The organism is Paenibacillus sp. 2KB_22 (genome assembly GCF_052115745.1).
Classification (GTDB): Bacteria; Bacillota; Bacilli; order Paenibacillales; family Paenibacillaceae; genus Paenibacillus.
Window position 1 is genome coordinate 87051 of record NZ_JBFRHG010000010.1, and the last position, 25383, is coordinate 112433.

Annotated in this window: 21 protein-coding genes and 1 riboswitch; of the genes, 13 read left to right on the forward strand and 8 right to left on the reverse strand. The window is 47.3% G+C overall.

What is annotated here, in order from left to right; all coding sequences use genetic code 11:
• Nucleotides 1–39: 39 nt before the first annotated feature.
• A complete protein-coding gene (locus AB4111_RS29475; protein ID WP_442034825.1) occupies nt 40–1434 on the forward strand; it encodes an aminotransferase-like domain-containing protein in 1395 nt (464 codons plus the stop codon).
• Between the two features lie 220 nt (nt 1435–1654).
• Here AB4111_RS29475 and AB4111_RS29480 read toward each other — a convergent pair whose 3' ends face one another.
• Nucleotides 1655–2974: a glutamate-1-semialdehyde 2,1-aminomutase gene (locus AB4111_RS29480; protein ID WP_339239447.1), complete on the reverse strand. Its 1320-nt coding sequence runs from the start codon at nt 2972–2974 to the stop codon at nt 1655–1657.
• 131 nt (nt 2975–3105) lie between these two features.
• The gene (locus tag AB4111_RS29485; RefSeq protein ID WP_253429963.1) at nt 3106–4149 is read right to left on the reverse strand and encodes an LCP family protein; all 1044 of its coding nucleotides are present in this window, start codon (nt 4147–4149) and stop codon (nt 3106–3108) included.
• A gap of 213 nt (nt 4150–4362) precedes the next feature.
• Here AB4111_RS29485 and AB4111_RS29490 point away from each other — a divergent pair, with 213 nt between their 5' ends.
• Genes AB4111_RS29490 through bcp form a run of 4 tightly spaced genes read left to right on the forward strand, consistent with a single transcriptional unit; the run spans nt 4363 to nt 7503 of the window.
• A complete protein-coding gene (locus AB4111_RS29490) occupies nt 4363–5409 on the forward strand; it encodes an ABC transporter ATP-binding protein (RefSeq protein ID WP_101315092.1) in 1047 nt (348 codons plus the stop codon).
• A 1-nt stretch (nt 5410) separates the two neighbouring features.
• Nucleotides 5411–6205 carry an ABC transporter permease gene (locus AB4111_RS29495; RefSeq protein ID WP_062837592.1) on the forward strand — a complete coding sequence of 265 codons (795 nt, stop codon included), beginning with the start codon at nt 5411–5413 and terminating at the stop codon, nt 6203–6205.
• A 4-nt stretch (nt 6206–6209) separates the two neighbouring features.
• Entirely contained in the window at nt 6210–6995 is a 786-nt protein-coding gene (locus AB4111_RS29500; RefSeq protein WP_253429966.1) for an ABC transporter permease, read from the forward strand.
• A gap of 43 nt (nt 6996–7038) precedes the next feature.
• Nucleotides 7039–7503, forward strand: a complete 465-nt coding sequence (gene bcp, locus AB4111_RS29505; RefSeq protein WP_442034829.1) for a thioredoxin-dependent thiol peroxidase — start codon at nt 7039–7041, stop codon at nt 7501–7503.
• Between the two features lie 92 nt (nt 7504–7595).
• Here bcp and AB4111_RS29510 read toward each other — a convergent pair whose 3' ends face one another.
• The 6 genes from AB4111_RS29510 to AB4111_RS29535 all read right to left on the reverse strand — a co-directional run bounded on the left by AB4111_RS29510 (nt 7596) and on the right by AB4111_RS29535 (nt 13812).
• Complete coding sequence (locus AB4111_RS29510) at nt 7596–8723, reverse strand: GerAB/ArcD/ProY family transporter (protein ID WP_442034831.1); 1128 nt, start codon at nt 8721–8723, stop codon at nt 7596–7598.
• Between the two features lie 93 nt (nt 8724–8816).
• Complete coding sequence (locus tag AB4111_RS29515) at nt 8817–9941, reverse strand: GerAB/ArcD/ProY family transporter (RefSeq protein WP_442034833.1); 1125 nt, start codon at nt 9939–9941, stop codon at nt 8817–8819.
• A gap of 18 nt (nt 9942–9959) precedes the next feature.
• Nucleotides 9960–10196, reverse strand: a complete 237-nt coding sequence (locus tag AB4111_RS29520; RefSeq protein ID WP_442034835.1) for a hypothetical protein — start codon at nt 10194–10196, stop codon at nt 9960–9962.
• A 6-nt stretch (nt 10197–10202) separates the two neighbouring features.
• Nucleotides 10203–11405, reverse strand: a complete 1203-nt coding sequence (locus AB4111_RS29525; RefSeq protein ID WP_442034837.1) for a Ger(x)C family spore germination protein — start codon at nt 11403–11405, stop codon at nt 10203–10205.
• A 20-nt stretch (nt 11406–11425) separates the two neighbouring features.
• Nucleotides 11426–12940, reverse strand: a complete 1515-nt coding sequence (locus AB4111_RS29530) for a spore germination protein (protein WP_342571794.1) — start codon at nt 12938–12940, stop codon at nt 11426–11428.
• A 224-nt stretch (nt 12941–13164) separates the two neighbouring features.
• Nucleotides 13165–13812, reverse strand: a complete 648-nt coding sequence (locus tag AB4111_RS29535) for a DedA family protein (protein WP_253429985.1) — start codon at nt 13810–13812, stop codon at nt 13165–13167.
• A 242-nt stretch (nt 13813–14054) separates the two neighbouring features.
• Here AB4111_RS29535 and AB4111_RS29540 point away from each other — a divergent pair, with 242 nt between their 5' ends.
• From AB4111_RS29540 to AB4111_RS29575, 8 genes are all read left to right on the forward strand, one after another.
• On the forward strand, nt 14055–15356 hold the full coding sequence (locus tag AB4111_RS29540) for a polysaccharide deacetylase family protein (RefSeq protein ID WP_442034839.1): 1302 nt from the start codon (nt 14055–14057) through the stop codon (nt 15354–15356).
• Between the two features lie 103 nt (nt 15357–15459).
• Nucleotides 15460–16449, forward strand: a complete 990-nt coding sequence (locus tag AB4111_RS29545; protein ID WP_442034841.1) for an AAA family ATPase — start codon at nt 15460–15462, stop codon at nt 16447–16449.
• A complete protein-coding gene (locus AB4111_RS29550; RefSeq protein ID WP_442034843.1) occupies nt 16446–17708 on the forward strand; it encodes a DUF58 domain-containing protein in 1263 nt (420 codons plus the stop codon). Before AB4111_RS29545 ends, AB4111_RS29550 begins: the two co-directional genes overlap by 4 nt.
• The gene (locus tag AB4111_RS29555) at nt 17695–20061 is read left to right on the forward strand and encodes a transglutaminase family protein (RefSeq protein WP_442034845.1); all 2367 of its coding nucleotides are present in this window, start codon (nt 17695–17697) and stop codon (nt 20059–20061) included. The genes AB4111_RS29550 and AB4111_RS29555 overlap by 14 nt, the downstream gene beginning before the upstream one ends.
• Nucleotides 20062–20082: 21 nt before the next feature.
• The gene (locus tag AB4111_RS29560) at nt 20083–20220 is read left to right on the forward strand and encodes a hypothetical protein (RefSeq protein ID WP_442034847.1); all 138 of its coding nucleotides are present in this window, start codon (nt 20083–20085) and stop codon (nt 20218–20220) included.
• Between the two features lie 214 nt (nt 20221–20434).
• Nucleotides 20435–21973: a glutamine-hydrolyzing GMP synthase gene (gene guaA / locus AB4111_RS29565; protein WP_253429998.1), complete on the forward strand. Its 1539-nt coding sequence runs from the start codon at nt 20435–20437 to the stop codon at nt 21971–21973.
• 241 nt (nt 21974–22214) lie between these two features.
• On the forward strand, nt 22215–22466 hold the full coding sequence (locus AB4111_RS29570; protein ID WP_442034850.1) for a hypothetical protein: 252 nt from the start codon (nt 22215–22217) through the stop codon (nt 22464–22466).
• Nucleotides 22467–22872: 406 nt separating this feature from the next.
• A riboswitch (purine riboswitch) is annotated at nt 22873–22972 on the forward strand.
• A gap of 171 nt (nt 22973–23143) precedes the next feature.
• A complete protein-coding gene (locus AB4111_RS29575; RefSeq protein WP_036614057.1) occupies nt 23144–24520 on the forward strand; it encodes an NCS2 family permease in 1377 nt (458 codons plus the stop codon).
• The last annotated feature ends 863 nt before the right edge of the window (nt 24521–25383 follow it).

Consider the following 25383-nt stretch of genomic DNA (forward strand, 5'->3'; position numbering starts at 1 on the left):
TAAAAGGTTAAACTGTAACGGTACAATTGTAGGAGAGGAATGGGTGCGGTGAGAAAATATGAAGTGATTGCCGAAGCATTAAAGCAATGGATTCAGGAACAGATGCAGCGGCAGGATCGTCGCCAGTGGGCAGATAAGGGCATCCGACTTCCAGCTGTTCGAGTTATAGCTGAACAGTATCAATGCAGTGTAAGCACAGCAATTCGTGCATATGAGTGGCTGGAACAGCGGCATTTGGTGTACGCTATCCCTCAATCTGGCTATTATGCCGTACAGAATGGGACAGGTGCTCAGGACATGGACTGGCAGGGAGCAATGGACTTCGCTTCGGCTGCTCCGGATCCGCGGGTGTTCCCTTATGCAGACTTTCGTCATTGTGTGGATCAGGCGATGGAGAAGAAGCAGGCAGAGTTATTCATGTATGGAACGGATCAGGGATTACCTTCGCTAATTCTGCTGTTGCAGAAGCAGTTTGCGGATTATCAGGTGTTTGCGAGAACAGAGCAGTTCTTTATCACATCAGGTGTGCAACAGGCGCTTGCTGTACTTGCATTGATGCCTTTTCCCAATGGAAAGAGAACAGTAATGCTAGAACTACCAACCTATCACAATATGCCTTCCCTCCTGAGTGGATTAAATGTACCTATTGCCGGTGTGAGACGTACCCAAGATGGGCTGGACTGGGCATCGCTTGAACGTCAGTTCGCTGAGGAAGATATCAAGTTTTTTTATGTCATGCCGCGCTTTCACAATCCGATTGGCACATCGTTAACGGTTGCTGAGAAGAAGAGACTGATCCGGCTTGCACAGCGGTACGATGTGTATCTGGTGGAGGATGATTATCTGGCGGATCTGGAGGACAATACGAAACAGGACCCGCTATGGTCCTATGATACGGAAGGCCGGGTCATCTATCTGAAGAGTTACTCCAAAATTTTGTTTCCAGGCTTGCGCATTGGTGTAGCTGTTCTGCCCGCACCACTCATTCAATCTTTTGGGGCTTACAAAAAAATGCTTGATATCGACACTTCCGTCCTGTCTCAAGCTGCTCTGGAGATCTATGTCCATAGTGGTATGTTTGCTCATCACAGGAAAGTGATTCGTAACCGATATGCTGCACGAATGCACACGGTTCATGAGCAACTGGACGCCTATCCAGACTTTGCTCCGTTTATGAACGCTCCTCGAACAGGAGGGGAGCATACGGTGTTACCTTTGGCGGGTGATATGCCACTTCGTGTTCTGTTGTCCCGGCTCCAAAAGCGCGGAGTCATCGTGGATACGACAGAACGGTATTATCCGGAGGGAACCTATCAGGTGCATCAGGATCAGATGCTGCGATTGAACATCTCCAATGTGCCGAAGCAGCGAATCGAAGAAGGGATGCAGGTGATACGGGAGGAAATTCTGAAACTGCAGATCAGTCAGAGATAAGCTAAGTAATGACGTGATCCTAACAGCGAACCATATCAATAAGCTACGCTTGAAGATATTGCATAGCATCTAACCCTAACCCCATGTAGACAATCACCACTGTTTGTAAAAAACACCAAAAGGCGTCCACACAAGTTGAACACTTGTTGGACGCCTCTTTTCGTAGTTGCTCTCTATCAACTATTGTTTGTACGTTACATTTGGGTGGGAATTATTCGGGTTATTCCTGAGCCATCGCCTTGAAGGAAGCTTCTGCGGCTTCCAATGTAGCCTGAACATCCTCGTCTGTATGAGCCGTGGTCAGGAACCAGGCCTCATATTTGGATGGAGCGAGGTTAATGCCACGGTCCAGCATGTGACGGAAGAAGGAAGCGAAGCGTTCTCCGTCTGTGTCTTGGGCATGATCATAGTTCGTCACCGGATGATCACAGAAATGGGTGGAGAATGCACCGCGAATCCGGTTGATTGTCAGTGCAATCCCATGACGGTCAGCAGAAGCTTGCAGACCTGCTGTCAGGTCGATAGCAAGGCGTTCCATCTCTTCGTACACACCCGCCCCTTGCAGGACCTCCAGACATGCGATACCAGCCGAGATGGATGCAGGGTTACCAGCCATCGTTCCCGCTTGATAAGCCGGGCCGAGTGGAGCAACCTGCTCCATAACGTGTTTGCGTCCACCGTAAGCACCGATGGGCAGGCCGCCACCAATAATTTTACCAAGAGCCGTCAGATCCGGTTCAATCTCCGCATGATTATCGAGTCCGGCATACGTCTGTGTAGAACCGTAATGGAAACGGAAAGCCGTAATAACCTCGTCATAGATAACCAGTGAGCCATTGGCGCGTGTCATGGCACAGAGACCTTCCAGGAAGCCAGGTTCCGGCATCACCATACCGAAGTTCCCAACGATCGGTTCAACCATGACCGCGGCAACATCGTCACCCCAGTGCTCCAGTGCGGCTTTCAGGCTATCCAGGTCATTGTAAGGCACGGTGATGACCTCTTGCGCAATACTGGTAGGAATGCCGGCACTATCCGGAATACCCAGCGTGGACGGGCCAGAACCGGCCGCCACAAGCACCAGATCCGAGTGACCATGGTAACATCCCGCGAATTTTACGATCTTGTTGCGTTTGGTGTAGGCACGAGCTACCCGAATTGTGGTCATGACCGCCTCCGTACCGGAGTTAACAAAGCGTACTTTATCCATGGAAGGAATGGCTTCCTTCAGCATTTTGGCAAGCTTGATCTCTAGTTCAGTCGGGGTACCGTACAATACTCCATTGGCTGCTGCTTCCGTAATTGCCTGCGTAATATGAGGGTGGGCATGTCCTGTAACAATTGGACCATAAGCAGCCAGATAATCAATGTAACGGTTGTCATCAACATCCCAGAAGTGGGCGCCCTGGGCTTTTTTCATAAATACAGGTGCACCGCCACCAACGGCTTTAAACGAGCGTGAAGGGCTGTTCACACCTCCTACAATATGTTCAAGTGCTTCTGCGTATAGAAGTTCGGATCGGGAACGTGATGGTTTCATAAGATAACTTCCTTTCGTAATTCAAAATATGATAAAGGTACAAGCCACAGAAAGATATGATGATTCTCTCATAATATTATAACCGGGCACAACGAGAGGGCAGCGTAATGGCTGCCCTCTGCATGTATAGATTACTGAGCCGGTTGCTCTGACTTCTGATCGTCACCACTGGCTGTTTTATCTTCGGTGCTGGTCGTACTGTCATCCGTTGTAGCAGGCGGGTGAATAATATCCTGAATATGCTGCTTCAATTTCTCTTCATTGGTAACCGTCAATACTTGCGCACCGCCTGCTGTACGTTCTTCTTTCAACAGGTTCATCGGTGGAATCTGCTCACTGCCGTTCATGCTGCTCTGGTATCCGAGTCCACCCAGCTTCCACATATCGGATAGTGTCAGATTCGTATCTACGTAAGGATTAACCTGTTCCAGAATGGCAGGCAGTTTGGCAATAGTAGTCGTGGACTGCATTTTCGCCGTAACAGCTTTCAGCAATTCACGCTGACGCTCGGAACGAGCGAAATCCGACATCGCATCATGACGGAAACGAACGTACATGAGAGCTGTCTCGCCATCCAGATGCTGGTACCCTTTTTTGAGATCAATATCGTATTCGTTATTGTCTGCTTTACTTGTATAATGCATGTCTTTCTCCACATTAAAATCAACACCGCCAACGGCATCCACCAATTTGATGAATCCTTGGAAATCCGTATACACATAATATTGTACAGGAATGCCGAGCAGGTCGCCGGCAGCTTGCATTGCTGCATTAGGACCATGGGTGATGGCGGTATTGATCCGCTCCTTGCCATATCCGTCAATATTGACGTAAGTGTCGCGCAGAATGGAGAACAGATTAATTTTTTTGGTAAGTGGGTCGAGCGATACGACCATCATGCTGTCGGAGCGAGGAACTTCACCTTTTTTCAATCCACGTGCATCGACACCCATAACGAGAATATTGACCGTTTCTGTGCCTTCCCATTTGGGCGGGTCAGGAGTATTTACTTTCTCCACATTTTCGATACCAGCGAATGGTGAATCGTCGCCGTCCTTTGCCAAACCGTCCAACTGATTGAGAATAGAACCGAAATAATATGCCGCAGCTCCTCCAATAATTAACACGAAGGCGGCAAGAGAAATCCATATGGTTCTCTTCGTCTTTCTGGTCATGCTAGCTCTCCTTTGTATTTGAGATGAAATAAAAAAACGAGTTCGAGTATTCATGTAAGATGTAGTCGGAGCTTTCCGTACACGTCTTTTCCCATACATAAGGGCAGGACGCGGCTCCAGACTATTTTAAAGCTTGCTGAATTTTGACTGATACCATTATAATTTCTTTTTGGGCTACAAGCAATTTCAACAAAATCCAAGTGAGGTATAATCATGCTGGCGATTGATGTCAAAGATTTGCGCAAGTCGTTTAGCGTCCAGAAAAGCCGAGGTGGGCTGAAGGGCGCGTTCCAGGACCTGTTTGCACGTCAATACCAAGAGGTATTGGCTGTAAATGATATTTCATTTCAGATTCCGCAAGGCGAAATATGCGGATATATCGGGGAGAACGGTGCCGGTAAATCAACAACAATCAAGATGTTGACCGGCATTTTGGTGCCTACTTCAGGGCAAATATCGGTTGGTGGATATGTTCCGTATCAGGAACGGGAGAAGTTTGTACAGAATATTGGTGTTGTTTTTGGTCAGCGCAGTCAATTGTGGTGGGATATTGGCGTTATCGAATCCTTCCATTTATTGCGCAAAGTATATCGTGTAGGAGAGGTCGATTTCCGTAAAAGGCTGGATGAACTGGTTGAGCGATTGCAGCTTCAGGACCTGCTGAGTCGTCCAGTGCGGAAGCTCAGTCTTGGTCAGCGTATGCGCTGCGAGTTAGTGGCAGCATTGTTGCACAACCCGAGTATTGTTTTTCTGGATGAGCCAACCATTGGCTTGGATATTGTCGTGAAGTCGGAAATTCGGGATTTCTTGAAAGACATGAACAAGGAGCATGGAACAACCATTCTGCTCACAACCCATGATTTGCAGGACATTGAGGCCCTATGTTCCAGGGTGATCATGCTTGATGCGGGTAACATCATCTATGATGGAGGTCTGGATCATCTGAAGTCCCAATGGGGCAAGGAACGGGAAATCCGCTTCAAGTTCGGTTCAGCTCACAACATGAGTCAGATGCAGGAATGGACTGCGGCGTTACCTGTACGTTGGACGGTAGAGAATGAATTGTCTGCATCCGTATGGATTCCACTGGAATTGAACGTTTCGGATGTACTCGGACGTGTCGTTGGACAAGCCGATATTACCGATATTCAGATTATCGAGATTAACACGGATGAGATTGTGCGCAGTATTTACCAATCCGGTTCCGCCGAGCGTCCCGAGATTGTGGGAGCAGGGAAAGAAGCGGTGGGTGTATCCTGAGATGAATAGTGCATTTATTGATTTTATGCGCATCCGTTTTCTAACGATGCTGGCATACCGGGTGAATTATTACTCCGGCATTTTGATATATACGCTGAATATCGGCGTGTATTACTTTACCTGGCAAGCCATTTACGGCAGCAGTGGTGAACTTGGCGGCTTCACGGCGGCGCAGATGACTACTTACATCGCTGTATCCTGGATGGCACGTGCCTTTTACTTTAACAACCTGGACCGAGAGATTGCAGCAGATATACGGGATGGTTCCATTGCGATTCAATTCATCAGGCCAATCAATTACGTTATGGTCAAAATGATGCAGGGTCTTGGCGAAGGCATTTTCCGCTTCCTGCTCCTCATGATTCCGGGGATGCTCATTGCCATTCTGCTGTTCCCGGTCGAACTGCCTACGGCCCCATCGGCGTGGATTGGATTTCTCGTCATGCTGTTCTTCAGTTTCCTCATTAATTCCCAGATTAATGTAATCACGGGACTGGCAGCATTCTTTGTGGAAAATAATGAAGGCATGATGCGTATGAAACGCGTCGTGGTTGATTTGTTCTCCGGTCTAATCATCCCGATCAGCCTGTATCCAGGCTGGATGTCCGCGGTGATGAAGGTATTGCCTTTTCAGGCCATTACGTATCTGCCCGGTTCGGTCTTTACTGGAAGAGTGGAAGGTACCGCCATCTGGAATGTACTCGGTATTCAGGTGTTCTGGTTCGCCGTGTTGCTGCTTCCGATGGTACTGATCTGGCGTAAGGCGCGCAAGCGTCTGTTCGTGCAAGGGGGATAACGGAATGTACTATATGGGTCTGATCTGGGAATATTTGAAGAACTATATGAAAACACGACTCACGTACCGTGCTGATTTCTGGGTGGAGATCCTATCGGATCTGCTGTTCCAGGCAACCAACCTGATCTTTATCTTTGTGGTCTTTCGCCATACGGATAACCTGGGCGGCTGGAGTGAGAGTGAAGTGCTCTTTGTTTATGGATATTTTATGGTGCCCTATGGCATCTTCAGTTGTTTTATCAATCTGTGGGGATTCAGTGAACGGTATATCGTCAAAGGCGAGATGGATCGTATCCTAACACGCCCTGCACATAATCTGTTCCAGATCTTGCTTGAAAATGTAGACCCGCCTGCGCTGGTGGGCTCGTTTATCGGCTTGATCATCATGATCTTTAGCGGAGCAGAGATGGGCTTGGTGCTGGAATGGTGGCATATTCCTGCCTTGATTATTCTGGCACTCAGCTCAGTAATGATCTATGCCGGAATCTATACCACACTGACTTCGTTGTCCTTTTATTCGGACGCACCAACAGGTATTCTGCCATTGATGTATAACATCCAAGGGTATGGGCGTTACCCGGTAACGATCTACAACCGTGCCATTCAGGTGCTGTTGACCTGGATCATTCCGTTTGCCTTCGTGGGTATCTATCCGGCTGCCTTGTTCCTGGAGAGGTCCGAGATGCATCGCATGGCGCTGCTTACACCTGTGATGGGACTGGTGTTTGGTTCCATGGGCTTGCTTCTGTGGAATTATGGTGTGAAAAGGTATCGCGGAGCAGGATCATAATAACGCCTATAACATTCATGGGCGAGACTAGGGAGGAACTGACATGACGTTAACTGTAGGCGAATTGGCACCGGATTTTGAGCTTCCGTCCAGTACGGGGGAAACGGTGAAGCTTTCCGATTACCGCGGACAGCGGGTGCTGCTTTATTTTTATCCCAAGGATATGACCTCGTCTTGTACGCAACAGGCTTGTGATTTCCGGGATCGACATGCTGAATTTGAAGGGCTAAACACGGTCATTCTCGGGATCAGTACCGATCCGATGAAACAGCATGACAAGTTTATCGCCAAATATGGACTGCCGTTCACCTTGTTATCAGATGAAGAACACCTTGTAGCCGAGCAATACGGTGTATGGCAGCTGAAGAAAATGTATGGCAAGGAGTACATGGGTGTGGTTCGCTCTACTTTTCTGATTGATGAAGAGGGGAAATTGATCAAGGATTGGTCCAAAGTTCGGGTCAAAGGACATATTGAGGCAGCACTTGAGGCTGTGAAGGCATTGTAATGTAATGACCTGGATATGTATGAGTGAATACATCTTATCCGTTTCATTACCAAAGGCTGTGTTTCGCGGGGTATACCGTGAACACAGCCTTTTTAGGTGGGCAATCGTTTATGATTAGTTGAATTGTTCTTGCTCTTGCCAGAACGAAGCCGATGCACGAGCAGAAGGAATAGCGGAATAATAAAGCTTACAGTGATATCCCAATCCACCCAAGCGGGCATGATCGTATTGGTGTAGAAAATGACATTGGGAGATATCAGTACAGCTAAAGCGAATAATAACATTGCTGATGGCAGGATGAGAGGCTTATATGTCTTTAACTGAAATAGCTGTGCTGTTCCAATGACAAAAGAGAACATGTACAGCAGGCTTTTGAAATAGGTAGCAATCAACCAAGCGGTCGCCATGAACGCCTCAATTCGCTCGAAAAAGTTGCCAATATTAATTTTCTGAGACAGGGTATAGGAGATGTAGATGTCATGTTGGGTCAGAAAGGGGCCAAAGATCATCAAGGAAATGAGCAACAGGGTGGTTAACAATAAGCCTCCACATAAGGTAGCGAGTAACATGTCACGTTTGATATGTGGCCCTGACATAACATAAGGGAGAACCATGGTAATCACAATTAGTTCACCAAAGGAAGTGAAAGCCCCCTTAATGGTAGACTGAATCAGTTGAATCCAGGGGGTGTTCAAGTAAGGCTGTAGATGTGAACTGTTTACTTGGGGTATCAGCCCCATGAATAACAGGATCATAAATGCAACAACAATCGGCGTCAGCAATTCACTGCTTGCACTTATTGTATTCAAGCCATGCATAACTCCCCAGACAAGAGCGCAAATGAGTATAATCAGAATGATCCGGATGGGGGTCTGAAGATAGATCTGTGTGGTCATAAAGTCACCAACTTCACGGATACATATGGCAGCGCCTATGGCGAAATAGAACAGATATGCAGATGACAAAACAGCCCCTGCCCACCGGCCAAGTATTTTTTGGCAGATTTCAATAAGGGACAGATCAGGATGTGTCTGATGAAGTTTGTATAGAACCCATATGATGAGTAAGCCGATCGGCTGACCGATAAGAGAACAGAACCAGGAATCCTGTTTGCCGGAAGCAGTAACCACGGAGGGATAGAGCAGAATCATGTCTCCAACCATGACCAGGAAGGTGAGCAGTGCAAATTGCCTAATGGTGATTTTCTCTTTAATTAACATAGACCGCACTCCTTCCCTAAATTCAGCATGGATGACATTCGTTGATGAATTTCAATTTTTTATCCGTACCAGGCTCCTTCCCGAAAAAAGTATTCATTCCTGTGAGGCGTTGTTATGAGTAACCGATGATTTTCTGTGCGACTTGAGCAATTGTATCAGCAGGAGACAGCCGGGTAGAATGATCCCCAGAGTAGTATCCCAATCTACCCAATAGGGAACAACGGTGATTACGATAAAGGTTATGGTTGGTGAGACAAGATTGGCTAATCCGAAAACGAGTAGCGATGCTGGGAGAACAAGCATCCGATACTGCTTAAGCTTGAACAGTTCCGCACAACCAACAATAAAGGCGTATAAGTATATCATCGCTTTGAAGTAAGTTGAGATCAGCCAGGAAGAGGCCATAATAGCTTCAATACGTTCAAAGAAGCTTCCAATACTAATTTTCTGGGATAAAACAAAAGAAGCGTATATGTTATGTTGCGTGAGAAAGGCACCCAAGACCAGCAGTGATATGGTAACAAGTGTTGCCAATACCAGGTTCCCTAGGCCTGCTGCAATAAGTACGTCCCGTGTTCGATGAGCCTGCTTGGCAACGTAGGGCAGAATCATCATGATGGGGACGACTTCACCAATGGGATATATAATGCTTACCAGAATGCCCTGCAAAATAGAGACAACACTCGTATCACTTACGGGCTTCAAATTGCTGGTATCAATCTGAGGAAGCAGGCAGACTGCAAGGACGACAATAAACAAAATAACGACGGGCATCAGTAGTTCACTACTTCGCCCCATCGCCTCTAATCCGTGAAATACTCCCCAGCCGATCACGATGACAAACATCAGAATGACGATACGAATGGGAGTGTACTGGAAGATTTGAGTCGTCATGAAATCGCCGACTTCTCTCGTATGGGTGGAAGCACCAATAATAAAAAAGAACAGGTAGATGCAGGAAAAGAGAGTACCTGGCCAGAACCCCAGAATACTTCGTGCCATCTGTACCAGATTTTTTTCTGGATGCAAACTGCACAACTTCAGGATCATGGCCATGAGTGCCATTCCCAGAGGAACGCCTATGAAAGCACAGATCCAGGAGTCTTGTTTCGCATAGGATGTGATGACTGAGGGGTAGATCAGCATCATATCCCCGACCACGATCAAAAAAGTGAGAGTGGTCAATTGTCTTGTACCAAGGCGCCCCTGTTCAAGCATAATGGTCCTCTCCTTTTTCTAGGTTCCCGTCAGATGTGCCAAGAATTGATTAACAGGTTCATAGATCCACATGATGATATAGAGCGGACTCGGAAAATCCCAGAGGTTTGCTGCGATCACGCTAAACCCTGTGGCAATGACGAGCATGCCGCTATACACAGCTGTTTCCCTCCATTCCTTGCGACGGATAAGACCCGGCAGATCAAACAAGCCTATAAGGCCCCCTATGACAATGACAGTAATTGTAATCAACATCAGGTCTCACTCCTTCAAATCCTCCTTGAATGAATCATCCAGTGTACCTACACGTTTAATCTGTACATTGGCTTCATACGTAACATCCAGGTTCTCAAAATATTGATCCCAATCCTTCTCAACCTTTTTGAAAAATGCAGGATCAGCATGGTATACTTCCTGACCAAATCCAAAAATATCGACATGGAATTTTCGCCGCACGGAGTTTATCGATTTTTCCATCAGTTCCATCAGCAGTTCCTCACTGTCTTTTTCCAACTCTTTGAGCGTTTTCATCGAACCAATTCGGACACCACACTCTACTGCACCGATGGAAGATACATTTTTTATTTTGATATGAACTACTGGCTGATCTTTGATGATCTTCGCTTTTCGTTTCGTCTTGGTACGAAGGGTTTTGAAAGTCACATTGCCGCCTTTTCGGCAAGGCAAGTGACCAATGGTAGAGACCACATTGTTGCGGATATAGTTGTATCCTTTGGATTCATCTTCAGTTAACCAGCCGATCAGTTTGTCCTTCTTGAAGACACTTAATCCCGTTGAATTGAGACGAGCTGGGGACTTGATTGTCGCGATATTTTCTTTGCTTCCGCTTTTTTGAGAATTGCCAATAATCTCTACACCGGTGATTACAGGTTGTATACCGGGAGCCAGCATATACTCCATTAACTGGTCACCAGTGACAGTCGTTGTGGGTGACCAGGTTTTGGCGGATACATCGAGGGAATTAAATAACTTCTCCGCAGGTAAATTCTCCAATGGAGTAAGTGTATCCAGTACCTTGGAAGCTGTTGTATTTCGAGCAACCATGACGTAATAATCGGGTCTCGCAGTAGGTTCTCTCATTAACGCTTCAATGACATCGTAGATGCCCTCTTTGCGGGCATATTCTTCACCGAACACCAGCACACGAATATGGGCCATGAATATGCGGCGCGGGCTTGTCTCAGTCAGCTTTTGAATCGCTTCAAACAGCGTGGGTGCGGACGCTTCATACTGTGTAACAGGGGTGCCATTTCCTCCGCCCGATTTGGAGGAGACTTCATTCGGCACAACGACCTGAGCGCTCACTTTAATCAAATCGCCATCCTTGTCTACCCCAAGACCCAGCATGATGCCAAGTTCATTCAATTCCTGGCGGTCCCAGCATCCGGTAAGGAGAGGGAGCAGGAATGTCATGCATAGAATTAATCGGAAGCACTTGTTCATACGATGTTCTCCTTACCGAATTAACGCTTCGTTTTTTTGCTGGCTTGTCTGGTTTTGTTCGGTGTACCTGTAGAAAGTGGACGTGTTTTCATATGGGACCAAGGTACACGAAACAGAGTATCCTTCAGATCTTTCTGAATGAAAGGTGCAAAGGGGGACATATAGGGTACGCCAAAAGAACGCAAGCTGCATAGATGGGTAACCGTAATGAGCAGAACAATGAGAATACCGTAGAAACCAAATGCTGCCGCGAGGATCATCAATACAAATCGCAGAATTCGGACAGAGATGGACAGTCCATTCTCTGGAATGACATAACTGGATATGGCCGTAATAGAAACGATAATAACCATTGCAGCGGAGACAACCCCTGCATCAACGGCTGCCTGGCCGATAACCAGCGTCCCGACAATGGAGACGGCCTGACCAACGGTTTTCGGAATCCGTATGCCTGCTTCCCGCAAAATTTCATAGGTCAATTCCATAAGTATAGCTTCAATGAATGCGGGAAAAGGCACGCCTTCACGTTGAGCTGCCAGACTAATAAGCAGATTGGTGGGCAGCATCTCTTGGTGAAAAGTGGTAATAGCAATATAGAAGGATGGGGCCAGCAGAGCGATGAAAAAGGACAGATATCGAATCATACGAATCAATGTGCTGATATCGGCCCGTTGATAGTAATCCTCCGGTGACTGGAAGAAATGCACGAACAATGCCGGGACCAGTAGTACAAAAGGCGTCCCGTCTACGATGATGGCTACTCTTCCCTCAAGCAAGGCAGCACAAACCGTATCCGGACGTTCACTATTGTAAACGGTAGGAAATAGCGTGCCTGTTTCATCCTGTACAAGTTCTTCGATATACCCGCTTTCCAGAATCCCATCAATATCGATCTCATCGAGCCTCCGCCTTAGTTCCTCCACGACACCTGCATCAACGGTATGTTTCAGATATAAGACAGCAACCCTTGTTTTGGTAATACGACCAATCTCTCTTTCTTCGATCCAGAGATGAGGGTCCCGAATCCGTTTGCGGATCAAGGCTGTATTCGTACGCAGATTTTCATTGAATCCTTCCATGGGACCCCGGACAACGGTCTGTGAGATGGGTTCACCCACAGCACGGTCTTCCCAACCGGCGGCAGCTATTTTCAATCCACGCACACAACCTTCGATCAGCAGAATAGCCGATCCTGACAGGAGAGCATTGAGCACATCCTCCATGTCATCCACCAGAATGACATTGCTCGCGGCTAAAATATCATTTTGAATGTAGCTTAGATGCTCTTCATCTGCCGAGAATTCCGGGAGGTCATGTGTCTTTAACAGGGATTCCAGGATGGAATGATTCAGGATCTGCACATCCACTAATCCATCAATGTACAACATGACGGCAGGCCATTTATGTAGACACTGGAGAGTGCGCATCATCAAGTCATTGCTGTTCCCCATGACTTGCTTACAGTAATCCATATTTTCGCTGAGATTCGGTGAGATTTGCCTCTGATCTTGATGCTCCACGTTTGGTTCACTCATATCTTCACCCCCTATACATCCTATATTTGCAAGTTAGTATGACCTGGATGAATTCGGATTATCACAAAAAAGAATGATAGTTCATCATTCCGTTTGAGTAAGTGTTTATTTTGGAGGAGGTGATGAGGTGATTACAGAGTTTAATTGAAAAAAAACGAAAAAAAAAGAGCCGCGATTATTCGCAACTCCTTGCTTACTTATTATAGATGGACGTTTGTCCGAATTTACTTTTGTCTTTGACGAACAGGGGCTGACTTGGATACGGCGGATCTTGATACCCATGCTTTGCGGTAACGGTAAAGCACGGCAACAATAAGCAATAAGCCAATTCCTCCCACGATATATGCTGCATATTGATGAGCCAGATGGAATACGGCATTCCACTGGGGGCCGAATATTTTGCCGATGCCCAGAAACAGTACAACCCAGAACAGCGCGCCCGAATAAGCGTAGAGAGCGAACTTGCGAAAAGGAACAGCAGCTATTCCCGCGAAATATCCGGTGAAATGCCGTACTCCCGGAATGAAATAACCGATGAAGATTAAAGCATTACCATACTTGGCGAACCACTTTTGCGTTTTATCGAGTTTGTCCTGCTTCAGCAGAAACCATTTTCCGTATCGTGTTATAAAGGGCAGTCCTGCTTTGGCTCCAATAAAATAAGTGATGGTCATGCCTATCGTTGTTCCCAGAAAAGCCAGTATGGTGAGGATTCCGAAGTCGAGATGACCCTTGTAGGAGAGAAACCCTGCGTAAGCCATCGTTGTTTCACCAGGAAAGGGAAGTGCGATGAATTCAAGCAACAAGCCAAAAAACAATACGCTGTATCCGTAGGACCCAAACAAATGTTGGATCTTCTCAAGCAATTCCAATAGATTTCACTCTCCTGAAGACGGGGTGGGAGCATGAATCCTCTCCAAGGTGTTTTGAATACGTTCTGCCTGTCCATTATGCTACCTAATCTGAAGCGAAGAATCAATCACACACCATATCAAATTGTGAAAAAATATTAAACAAAAATGCGTCTTTTTTCAATAAAGCCTCCATATAATTCTAACAAATCTGCTGAAGTCTATCAGCAAATTCACTAGAGACGGTGGAGGGCGATTCGTAAATGGTACAGAGACCGGAATTAAGAATCAAGGAAAAAGGGGAAATTCCCGTAACATCCATACATACGTTTTTATCTGGACAATGGTCTGTCATTTTAGTGCGAGTTGCGATATTGCTATGTGTATTCGCTGTATATGCAGGCACGGCGTATGCATCTTCTGCTTCCGGTTCAGGTGATCCGATCAAGGAAGATAAGAATACGCAAGACAATGTCGTCTATCTGAGTTTTGACGACGGACCGGGTAACCATACCCGAGAAGTATTGGATATTTTGCGCAAAGAGCAGGTTTTGGCTACTTTTTTTGTGCTGGGTGAGCAGGCAGAGCGTTATCCCGAGTTAATCCGAGAGCTTGTGGAGGATGGACATGCTCTGGGCAATCATACGTTCAATCATCAATATAAACAGCTGTACAGTGATTTTAAAGTGTTCTGGAAACAGATCAAGCAGACAGAGGAAGTGCTGGAACGTATAACTGGCTTCCGTCCTAATCTGGTGCGAGCGCCAGGAGGTACCTACGGACATTTTGACCAAAGTTATTTTGATTTGCTCCAATTGGGTGGATACACCGTCATGGACTGGAATGTTGACAGTGGGGACTCCAAACGAAAAGGGGTTCCTGCCAAAGAAATCCTTAAAAATTCGACTAAAGTACCTGCGGGAACACGTTCGGTGATTGTCCTGATGCATGACGGTGGTGCGCATGCTGAAACGGTAAAAGCACTTCCGGGTATTATCAAATATTATCGTGATCACGGCTACCGTTTTGACACCATAAAGAGCACGGATCAACCGGTTCAATTCCGAGTTCATCCCGATGCTAAGTATAAGTCCCGCAAGGCTCCGGGAAAGGCATGGATTGCAGAGCATGTAGAAGGGAATGCCGCATTGTGGCTCACAAGCAAGAAGCTGAAGGTAGAGGTGGGACTGGCTGCGGCAACCTTGCAACCTGGAGAGTTCCGAATGGATGGGCAGCGAATCATGGTGCCTTTGCGTACATTTATGAAAAAATTCGGGGGCAGCACTCGGTGGGACCCGGAGACAAGGACAGCCACAGCAGTATGGAAGGAAAGAACGATTCATGCAGACAGTGTGAGCGGAACACTGAGCTCAACAGGGGTAATTGAAACAGGAGCAGTACACAGTCAGGGGGGAACCATCTGGGTTCCGTTACGTGAGTTACTGGAGCAGATGGGGTTAAAAGTAAATTCCTTAACCAGTAATGAGGCAGAGTGGACGGTGAAGGCGGGCTCTTCCAGATCCATTTCAGCAATGAATCTCATATTTAAGTATAAAATGATCTGAAGAAAGTCATTCTTGCAGGACTATTCTCTCTACTTCCGGGCAACACTGAATCATAGATTACTATGGCTCAGGAATGCCGATGGATGGAAGGAGATCAGGAGAAATGTCTTATATCCGAATGGAACATGAACATGCGGTTGAATTGTTAAATAGGGTCATGAAGCGTGTTGAGAGTGTGATTATTGGCAAAAAAAAGGAGATTCGTTATGTTCTCACTGCAATGCTCAGTGGGGGGCATGTGCTTCTGGAAGATGTGCCGGGTACCGGAAAAACCATGCTGGTTCGTGCCGTTGCTTCTGCGCTGGACTGCTCCATGGGCCGGATTCAATTCACGTCCGATGTCATGCCGGCAGATGTTACGGGCACTTCAATCTATCATCCACATACAGCTGAATTCAAGTTTCGCCCCGGACCTGTCATGTCCAACGTTGTCTTGGCGGATGAAATAAATCGCGCTTCACCCCGTACTCAGTCTGCCCTGCTGGAGGCAATGGAGGAACGACGTATTACGGTTGATGGCACAACCTACGCCTTGCCACGCCCGTTCTTTCTGCTGGCGACACAGAATCCGTTACAGTTCGAGGGTACGTACCGTCTGCCTGAAGCGCAGCTGGATCGATTTATCATGAGGATTGGACTAGGGTATCCCGATCCGGAACAGGAATTGGAACTGTTAAGCCGCATGCAAGGTAGAGAAGCGCTTGATGAGCTTCGCCCTGTCCTGCTTGCTGAAGAAGTCGTAGCCATGCAGCGTGAAGTCAAACAGGTACATGTTGACCCGGTCGTCAAACAGTATCTGGTGGCCGTTGCTGTAGCCTCTCGCAGCCTTCCGGCGGTCAGACTGGGCATCAGCCCGCGTGGAACACTGGCCTGGATGGCTGCGGCGCAGTCATTTGCCTACCTTCAAGGACGCAGTTATGTCATTCCCGATGATGTGAAAGAGTTGGCTGTGCCTGTTCTTTCACATCGTATTCAATTGAAGGCTCAGAACAGAGCGGAGGTTTGGGGACAAGTCCAAGTCATTGAGGAAGCATTGTCATCGGTCCCGGTCCCTGTACAAATGGCATCACAGGGAAGGGGACGGAGGCAATGACTGCTCTGGGACAACGGATTTTGAGTGCTGTCTTGGTGGTGGCTTTTGCTTCCTTGTATCAGTGGCATGGGGGCAAAGCGGCGTTGTTTCTATCCATTATGGCTTGCATGATGTTCACAGGAGGTCTGCTTCTCCATTGGTTCAGACCACGGCGTATTCACATCCGTCGGAAAATACATGCGAATCGGATTGAAGCAGGCGAGCGGGTAAGGGTTCTAGTCGAGCTGGAATTCGATTGCCGTATTCCATTGTTATGGATCGTTCTGTGTGAGAATTCACCTGCAGGTGTTCATCGCAAATTGATTTTCCCGGGCACACGGCGACAATTTTCCTATCAATATGAATGTTCCGGTTTACGCAGAGGGGTCTACAGATGGGATACTGGCAGGTTGTACTGGGGTGATATGTTTGGCTGGAATACCCTCTCCGCAGAGACCGCAGGAGGTACACCCTTGATTGTTGTTCCTCACGCAACGGCTTGGGGGAAGGGGGATTCGGTAGAATTCGCAGCGATGATCGAAGGGACTCTGTCTGAGCGAAGAAATAGCCAGGGGAACCGTAGCCCCGAGTTTCGTGAATATCAGCAGGGTGACCCACTGGGACGTGTTCATTGGAAAAGTACAGCCAAAACGGGGCAACTTCAAACCTTTCTGCCCGATACCACGGATCTGGCTTCGCTGGGCATCCTTGTGTATGAAGGCGCGTCGGGTTATGAGGTAAAACAGCCAGAGATCAAGGATGCACCTGCTTTTGAACGAGTGGTTCGTGCAGCAGCCCGCTGGATTCATACCGCTGAGCGGGATGACATTCCTTATCATCTGTGGATGGAAGGTGGAGATAAGAGCCATGATGCACAAGATCAATGGCAAAACGGGTCATTCCTTGCAGATGATGAGAATCATGGACTGGACAGACTAGCGGGGGCACGAATATCCACAGCAGCACAATCTGTGTCTGTTTCACTCCGAACGGAGATGTTGGATGGACTGGCGAGCGGTTCGCGAATTGTGGTTCTCACAGGTAAGATGGATCAGGTTCTGGCTGAATGGATTATAACTGCAATCGGGTCGGGTTATCGTGTAGAGGTGCAATTGACTGAAATGAACCAGGTAGAATCAGTGGATAGATTAATGACTGGATTAGAATATGACAGCTTCAGTTTGGAGCGTCTTCGTCACAGCGGGGTACCGATCCATGCGGTTACAGACGTTGCGTTATCTTCATTGGGAAAGGTGGAGGTAACGGATGTGGGAGCGTAATAGAAACCAGGAACCCAATTCCACTGTGGCGGCTGACAAAGCGTCAACAGCCCGTCTGAGAATAGATTCGGCCCATTCCGTATTTAAAGCTGTGAACCAGACTTCTGTGACGGACATAAAGGATGAGGGAATAGTTGTAATTCCTGTCCTGTATAAAATTTTTATTTCGGCCATTTTACTTATACTGTCTCTGGAGTGGATATATCCTGTTACGTCATCAGATCAGCAGGGCAGTGAACGTTTCTTGTCCGTAATGGCGGGATTAACTGGAGCATTGCTGCTCGCGGGGTTATTTCGCACAGGGTGGATCACCGGAATACTGATCCGATTATTCATTGCACTCGCTGCGTTATGTCTGATGTACGGAGGAAGTGATCCTGTCCGTTGGGCGGTTGCATACCCGGGGATACTTTCAGCGGATATGGACACCTTTGTGAATAGCTGGCGATTCCACTCGATTAGTACAGAAACGAGAGGGCTGCTCATGATGTGCGGCTGGAGCATGCTCATGGCTTCTGTGCAATCCCTTGTATTGCTACGTAGAAGCGTTATGCTATTTGGCAGTGCAACGCTGGTATACTTGCTTCTGCTTGAATCCTTTGCGGGGTTGGATGTATATGCTTCGGTAATACGGTCTGTCTTATGGACTTTTCTAATTCAGGCTCTGCTTCAGCTACTACGCCTCAACGGAGGAGTCACTACTCCGAGTTATCGTGGCAGTCCCTATGGCCGTTGGAGCGTTATAACCATTGTTGCTTCCACAGGTATGGTACTTTTCTCTGCGTTACCTGGTCAGTTCGCTTCCATACCTCAACCGGAACGCATATCCCTGGAGCAGATGGGTGAACGTATAGCTCGCTGGGCAGGTTATACGCAGCACAGTAGTATCCCTGCTGCAACGGCGGTCACGGGATATAGCACAGCAGATGCGCCCATGGGAGCACCTCTGGTGCAGGGGGATTCCATCTTTTTCACAGCGAAGAGTCCGGAAGTGACGTATTGGCGAGGGGAGACTCGTTCATATTATAACGGTAGTACCTGGAGTGACCCTGAGCAAAGCTTTGAAACGGCCAGTCCGTCCGGAATCCTGCGTGCTGATGGTTGGGAGAATCAAGCCTATTGGAAGCGTATTCGCCAAACGGTGACGATGAAACGGGACTGGAAAGGGCCAAATCCGTTATTTACCGGGGGAATCCCGCTGAATGTATCGTTTCAGGATAAGAACAGCAATAATGAGGAGAACATGCGTACTTTGCTATCTAATCGAGATTCCGCAACGTTGTGGATTGCAAGCTCCGGGGATGATAATACGGTTAAAAATTATACGACAGACGTCATGCTTCCTGTGGCATCGCCGGAACAGTTACGTCTGCTAGGGAATGCGAATAAAGGCAAAGATCCCGCATCTATTCGGAGGACATATCTTCAACTGCCCACGTCACTCCCGGGTCGAGTGCAGACGCTAGCCAAGGAAATCATTCAAGGGAGTGAAACTCGGTATGACGCTGTTCAAGCCGTCAAGACGTATCTGGCTGCTCATGCCGAATATACGCTGGATACCCGTATGCCACCGCGTGGAACAGATTTTGTGGACGATTTTCTATTCGTCACACGGCAGGGGTATTGCAATCATTTCTCCACAGCCATGATTGTTTTGCTGCGTGCAGAGGGCATCCCGGCACGCTGGGTTAAAGGCTTCGGGTCTGGAATAGCTGACCCGAATATACCCGGTCAGTATATTATTTCCCAAGGAGATGCACATTCCTGGGTAGAGGTGTATTTTCCGGGTGCAGGCTGGATGCCGTTCGAGGCTACACCGGGCTTCACCATGGCGCAAGGCGCGGGCGAAGATGTCGCAGCGCTCGCCGGGCCGCAGCCTGTTGTGGAGACTCTGCCGTATATGAGCGGCGGATTGGCTAACGCGGGCGCGTGGCTGCTCGCCCGCGCACGGGCCATTGCCGCGGAGCCGTGGCTCGCGGCAGCCCTTGTGGCAGCGGCCCTGCTGGGCGCCGCTGCTCTAATCCGCATGCGGCGGCTACGCCCCGCGCTGCGAATCAGGCTGCTGCTGGCTTGGCCGCGCAGCAGCTTTCCAGACCGCGAGCGGCTGCTGGGTGCCGCCGCTCCGGTCTGGGCCGCGCTCGCGCGCCGGTACGGCCCGCGGCCGCCGGGTATGACGCTGCGGGAATATGCAGCGTCACCGGCATTGGCCGCAGGCGCGGACGGCGCGGACATCGCGCGGTTTGCAGCCGACTGGGAACGGCTGCTGTACGGGCCAGACCGTCCGCTGCGCGCAGACAGTCTGGACTTCCTGCGCCGGGCACTTCGTTTGGCCCGGCGCCTGCAGGCGTTGTAACCCAAGGATGTTACAACATGGATGCCACACAACCTGCCGGTGATTGGACTCTCGCTATCGCTTTCCGATACAGTTTGGCAGGTTGTGGCAGAAGATGATCACCACTGGTGCATCTATTCTATTGTGCATCGGTTGATCATCGTTGTATGTTATACATAAGACGCCTTTCGCGCTACGCTGCGAATGAGGCGTCTTTCCACGATCATACACTTGAACCATCATCTTGCTGCCAGGCTTTCCATTCGAAATTTCATATTTAGAGGCAGTGGGCAACCCTGTTTTGAAATGTCGAAAAAAGGAGTTTCGCCTTTCCTTGACGGTATGTTTTGTCGTTGCGTATAATTAGTTTCATTGAATTGAGGGAGGCACGGTTATGAATAAGCAGAATGAAATTGTAGTTGTCCTTGACTTTGGGGGCCAATACAATCAGTTAATCGCCAGAAGAATCCGGGATCTTGGCGTATACAGCGAGCTTTTGCCGTATAATACACCGGCGGAGAAGATCGCAGAAATGGCACCAAAAGGGATCGTATTTTCAGGTGGTCCGTCCAGCGTATACGCTGAGAATGCTCCACACGTGGACCCGGCTGTCTATGACCTAGGCTTGCCAATCTTCGGGATCTGCTACGGGATGCAGCTTATGGCCCAACAGCTCGAAGGTAAAGTAGAACGTTCCGAGAAGCGTGAGTATGGTAAAGCAGACCTTGAATTTGCTGCTGGATCTACACTCGCAAAAGGCATTGAAGGTGAACATACCGTATGGATGAGTCACGGTGACCACGTGGTTACACTTCCTCCAGGTTTCAAACTGGATGCAGGCACGGAAAGTGCGCCAATCGCTGCCATGAGCGACGATGAGCGTAAATTGTATGCTGTTCAGTTCCATCCGGAGGTACGTCACTCTGTTCGGGGTAACGACATGATTCGCAACTTCCTGTTCGAAATCTGTGGTTGCGAAGGAAACTGGACGATGGAGACATTCATCGATGACACGATCAAAGACATTCGTGAAAAAGTGGGCGACAGTAAAGTACTGTGTGCGCTTAGCGGCGGTGTAGATTCTTCCGTTGTAGCTGCATTGCTTCACAAAGCCATTGGTGATCAATTAACATGTATGTTTATCGACCACGGTCTGCTGCGCAAAGGTGAAGCTGAAAGTGTCATGGAGACGTTTGTTGGCAAATTCGACATGAAAGTTGTCAAAATTGATGCACAGGAGCGCTTTATGTCCAAGCTGGCTGGCGTGGATGATCCAGAACAAAAACGTAAAATTATCGGTAACGAGTTTATTTACGTATTTGACGAAGAGTCCAAGCAGTTCGATGATTTTGCATTCTTGGCGCAAGGTACACTGTACACGGACATCGTGGAAAGTGGTACAGCGACTGCACAGACCATCAAATCCCACCACAACGTGGGCGGTCTGCCTGAGGACATGAACTTCAAACTCATCGAGCCACTGAGCACATTGTTCAAGGATGAAGTACGTAAAGTCGGTACCGAGTGTGGCCTGCCGGACGAAATTGTACACCGTCAGCCGTTCCCTGGTCCGGGTCTTGCGATCCGTGTTCTGGGTGAGGTTACCGAAGAGAAACTTAAAATTGTTCGTGATTCAGACTACATTCTGCGCGAAGAGATTGCCAAAGCCGGTCTTGACCGCGAAATCTGGCAGTACTTCACAGCCCTGCCGAACATGAAGAGTGTTGGCGTTATGGGTGATGCACGTACGTATTCCTACACTGTAGGTATCCGTGCAGTAACGTCCATCGACGGTATGACTGCGGACTGGGCACGTATCCCTTGGGATGTGCTGGAGAAAATCTCCGTACGGATCGTTAACGAAGTTGATAACGTAAACCGTATCGTCTATGACGTAACATCCAAACCACCTGCAACGATCGAGTGGGAATAGGGTATAAACTCTTAACAATAGATTGAAAAATGACTCTCTTTTATCTGCGGTGTTTAGCAAATGGAAGGGAGTCTTTTTTATTGCGTATAGTATGATTAAACGTTTATCAGGGCGTAGTTCTTCTATAATAAACTCTAGAATTTCATCCCATTTTAAAGTTCAATTCATGATTCTTTCAGGTCTAGCCTGTACAATAAGTAGATACTAAGAGCTATATGGCTACTGAAAGGAGATTGAATGTATGCGTAAAACCGACTATATGAGCAAATGGAAGATGGGCATTGGAAGTGCGTTTCTGATGGTGATGCTGGCAGGATGCGGTTCAGGTATGCAAGACCTGGCTTCCGGTTGGGGTGACTTTCCATTTGTGAACTTAGAGGCAACGGATGCTTCTTCCGATCAGACCAGTAACCAGGAGTTATCCTCTGACTTAACAACGAACACGAATCAGGAACAACATGAGGGACAGGATGCTCCACAGACAGAGATTTAACTAACATAGGACTGATCCGGTAAAAAATAGCTCCGGAACATGTCGCCAATTGCTCCATATACCTAATGATAATAGGCCTTCGGAATAAGGGGCATTGTTATTCCTGGAATCACCATTCATCTGATTGCTTTAAATGCATCAGAAACATAAGCTATCCTGATTTAGAGCGCTTCTTGCCCTTTGATCAGGATAGCTTTTTTATATTAAACTGCTGAACGTTCAGTCTGATAGAATGAACATATTCCATTGAGATTTCACCGAAAAAAGCGCATACAATTGGGTTGTAAACCGCTGAACTGGTTCAATCTGTTAAATAATACGAACGATATTATAGGATATCGATATTAACATTCGTTTTTATCATTGACAAAAACATACTGCCCTCCTAAAATAGTGATGGGAAACAAACAAATAGCGCATACTAATTCGTATAATCTCGGGAATTGGCCCGGGAGTCTCTACGAGATCACCCTAATGATCTGGCTACGAAGAGGAGAAGGCTGAGCACAGGAATTCTACATGATTGCGGGACATCACGCACATTAGAATTTTTTTTGTTCTTAGCAAAGGCATCGTGCCACTCCTTGTCAGCTGAACCCTGGGTGAAGAATCTTCATCAGGGTCATTTGTCGTTTTTCAATATGGCTTCAACATCTCTAAGGGGGAGTTAGTTAATTATGGATCGTTTTTTTAAATTAAAAGAAAACGGAACAAACGTTAGAACGGAGATTGTTGCGGGTCTTACTACCTTTATGACAATGGCTTACATTCTTTTTGTGAATACGTTGTTCTTGGGTCAAGCCGGGGCGGGGATGTCGGATAATGCAGTATTCTTTGCAACAGCCGTCGGCGCCGGATTAATGACTATTATTATGGGATTGTTCGTGAATATTCCGATTGCGCTCGCACCAGGTATGGGATTGAATGCTTACTTCATGACTGTCGTTCTAAGCTCCAATGGGGCGATTACATGGCAGGCTGCTCTCGGAGCAGTATTCCTTTCGGGTATCGTGTTCATTATTTTGACCGTGACAAAGATTCGGCAAATGCTGCTTGTTGCAGTTCCGCAGTCGATCAAAATGGCCATTACGGTGGGTATCGGTCTCTTTATTACGATTATCGGTTTCAAACTTGCTAATCTCGTGGCGGTAACTGTTAATGTTGCACCAGACGCAGATCTGAGTCAGCCGATTCCGGGTAGCAGTTTTAACCTGTCATTGGGCAACTTTGTAACACATCATGATGCATTGCTGGCTCTGATTGGTTTGCTCCTGATTGCTATACTGATGGTTATGCGTGTCAAAGGCGCTCTGCTGATCGGGATCATAGCAACAACGCTGATTGGTATTCCAATGGGAGTTACGAATTTGAGTGGTCTTTCAGGCGCAAGCTGGTTGCCTAATTTCAGTGATCTGGCGGTTGGACAACTGGATTTGAAAGGTGCTATCAGTCTGGGGCTGTTCGAGATCATCTTCATCTTTACCTTCGTTGAATTGTTCGACACGTTCGGTACCATGGTAGGTACGGCAACACGTATGGGGATTATGAAGGATAAGAAAAAAGGCGAGAAAACGATCGGTAAAGCGATGCTCGTCGATGCAGTTGGTGTCAGCGCAGGTGCTGCCCTGGGTACAAGTACCATTACAGCATACGTTGAAAGTGCTTCAGGCGTTGAGGCGGGTGGACGTACAGGACTGACTTCGGTAACGACAGGTTTGTTGTTCATCTTGGCTCTGTTTATTGCTCCTCTTGCGCTGGTTGTTCCATCCGCTGCGACGGCTCCGGCATTGATCATCGTGGGTGTGCTTATGATGAGTCAAGTACGTAGCATCGAGTGGGATGATTTCCTGCAAGCTTTCCCTGCGTTCCTAACCATTGTATTGATGCCTTTCACAGGCGGAATCGCGAACGGGATCTCCGCAGGTATCGTATCTTATGTGATTCTGGCGGTGTTCAGTAACTTGGTTACAGAGCGTAAAGTGAAAATTCACTGGCTCATGTGGATCTTGGCGATCATTGTAGTCTGCAGATACGTATTTATTGGCGGGGAGTAAACCTACAATAGTTGTGATGAAAAGAATACTGCATTAAGGATGTAGCCTTATATATGAAAGAAGCGGAAGCCCACGGGATCTATACCCGGAGCTTTCGCTTTTTTTTGTTTTCTATTCTTGAGTAAAATGAATTTCAAAAATATTTCCCTTCTATATAGAAGGAATGAATATAATGTTCTATGATCTGTTGGTTATTTATCCAATGAGATCATACAGTTAGTATGCTTCTATAATATGAAGATTCTATACTATTCTTTCTTTCACAATGAATGATAATAGTGAAGTGAACTTTTCGTGATCTGAATGTAATTAGCACAGTTATTGTAGCATGTACACAAAAGGAGTTTTCTCTATAATAGGATTGGAAATCATACGGTGAGTTTTTTGCGTATGTATCATACGTCCGACAATAAGGAAATGCTTGTTAAAGGACTATGGGATAATATATTTAAAGAAACTAATCTTATTCGAAAAAGACTTGCATTCGATAAGCGTACATGGTATATTCTATTTCCGGCCAAAAAAACACGAGAAACACGGTGCGGCAAGCGAATGAAATAAGCTTCGAAAGAAACTTAAAAAAAAGAGCTTGCAAAGTTGGTTGGAACATGATATTATATAAGAGTTGCTGAAGAGAACGACATTCGGTAGCAAAACAAGTTTGATCTTTGAAAACTGAACAACGAGTGAGTAAACATTCTGCTTGCAGAATGAAACGCGAAAGTTGGAAACAAGCCTTGGCTTGAATCGACTGGAGCACAAATGAGATTTTTAATCTCGTCAGATTCAAAATGAGCTTATCGCTCTTTTCAATACTTTATTGGAGAGTTTGATCCTGGCTCAGGACGAACGCTGGCGGCATG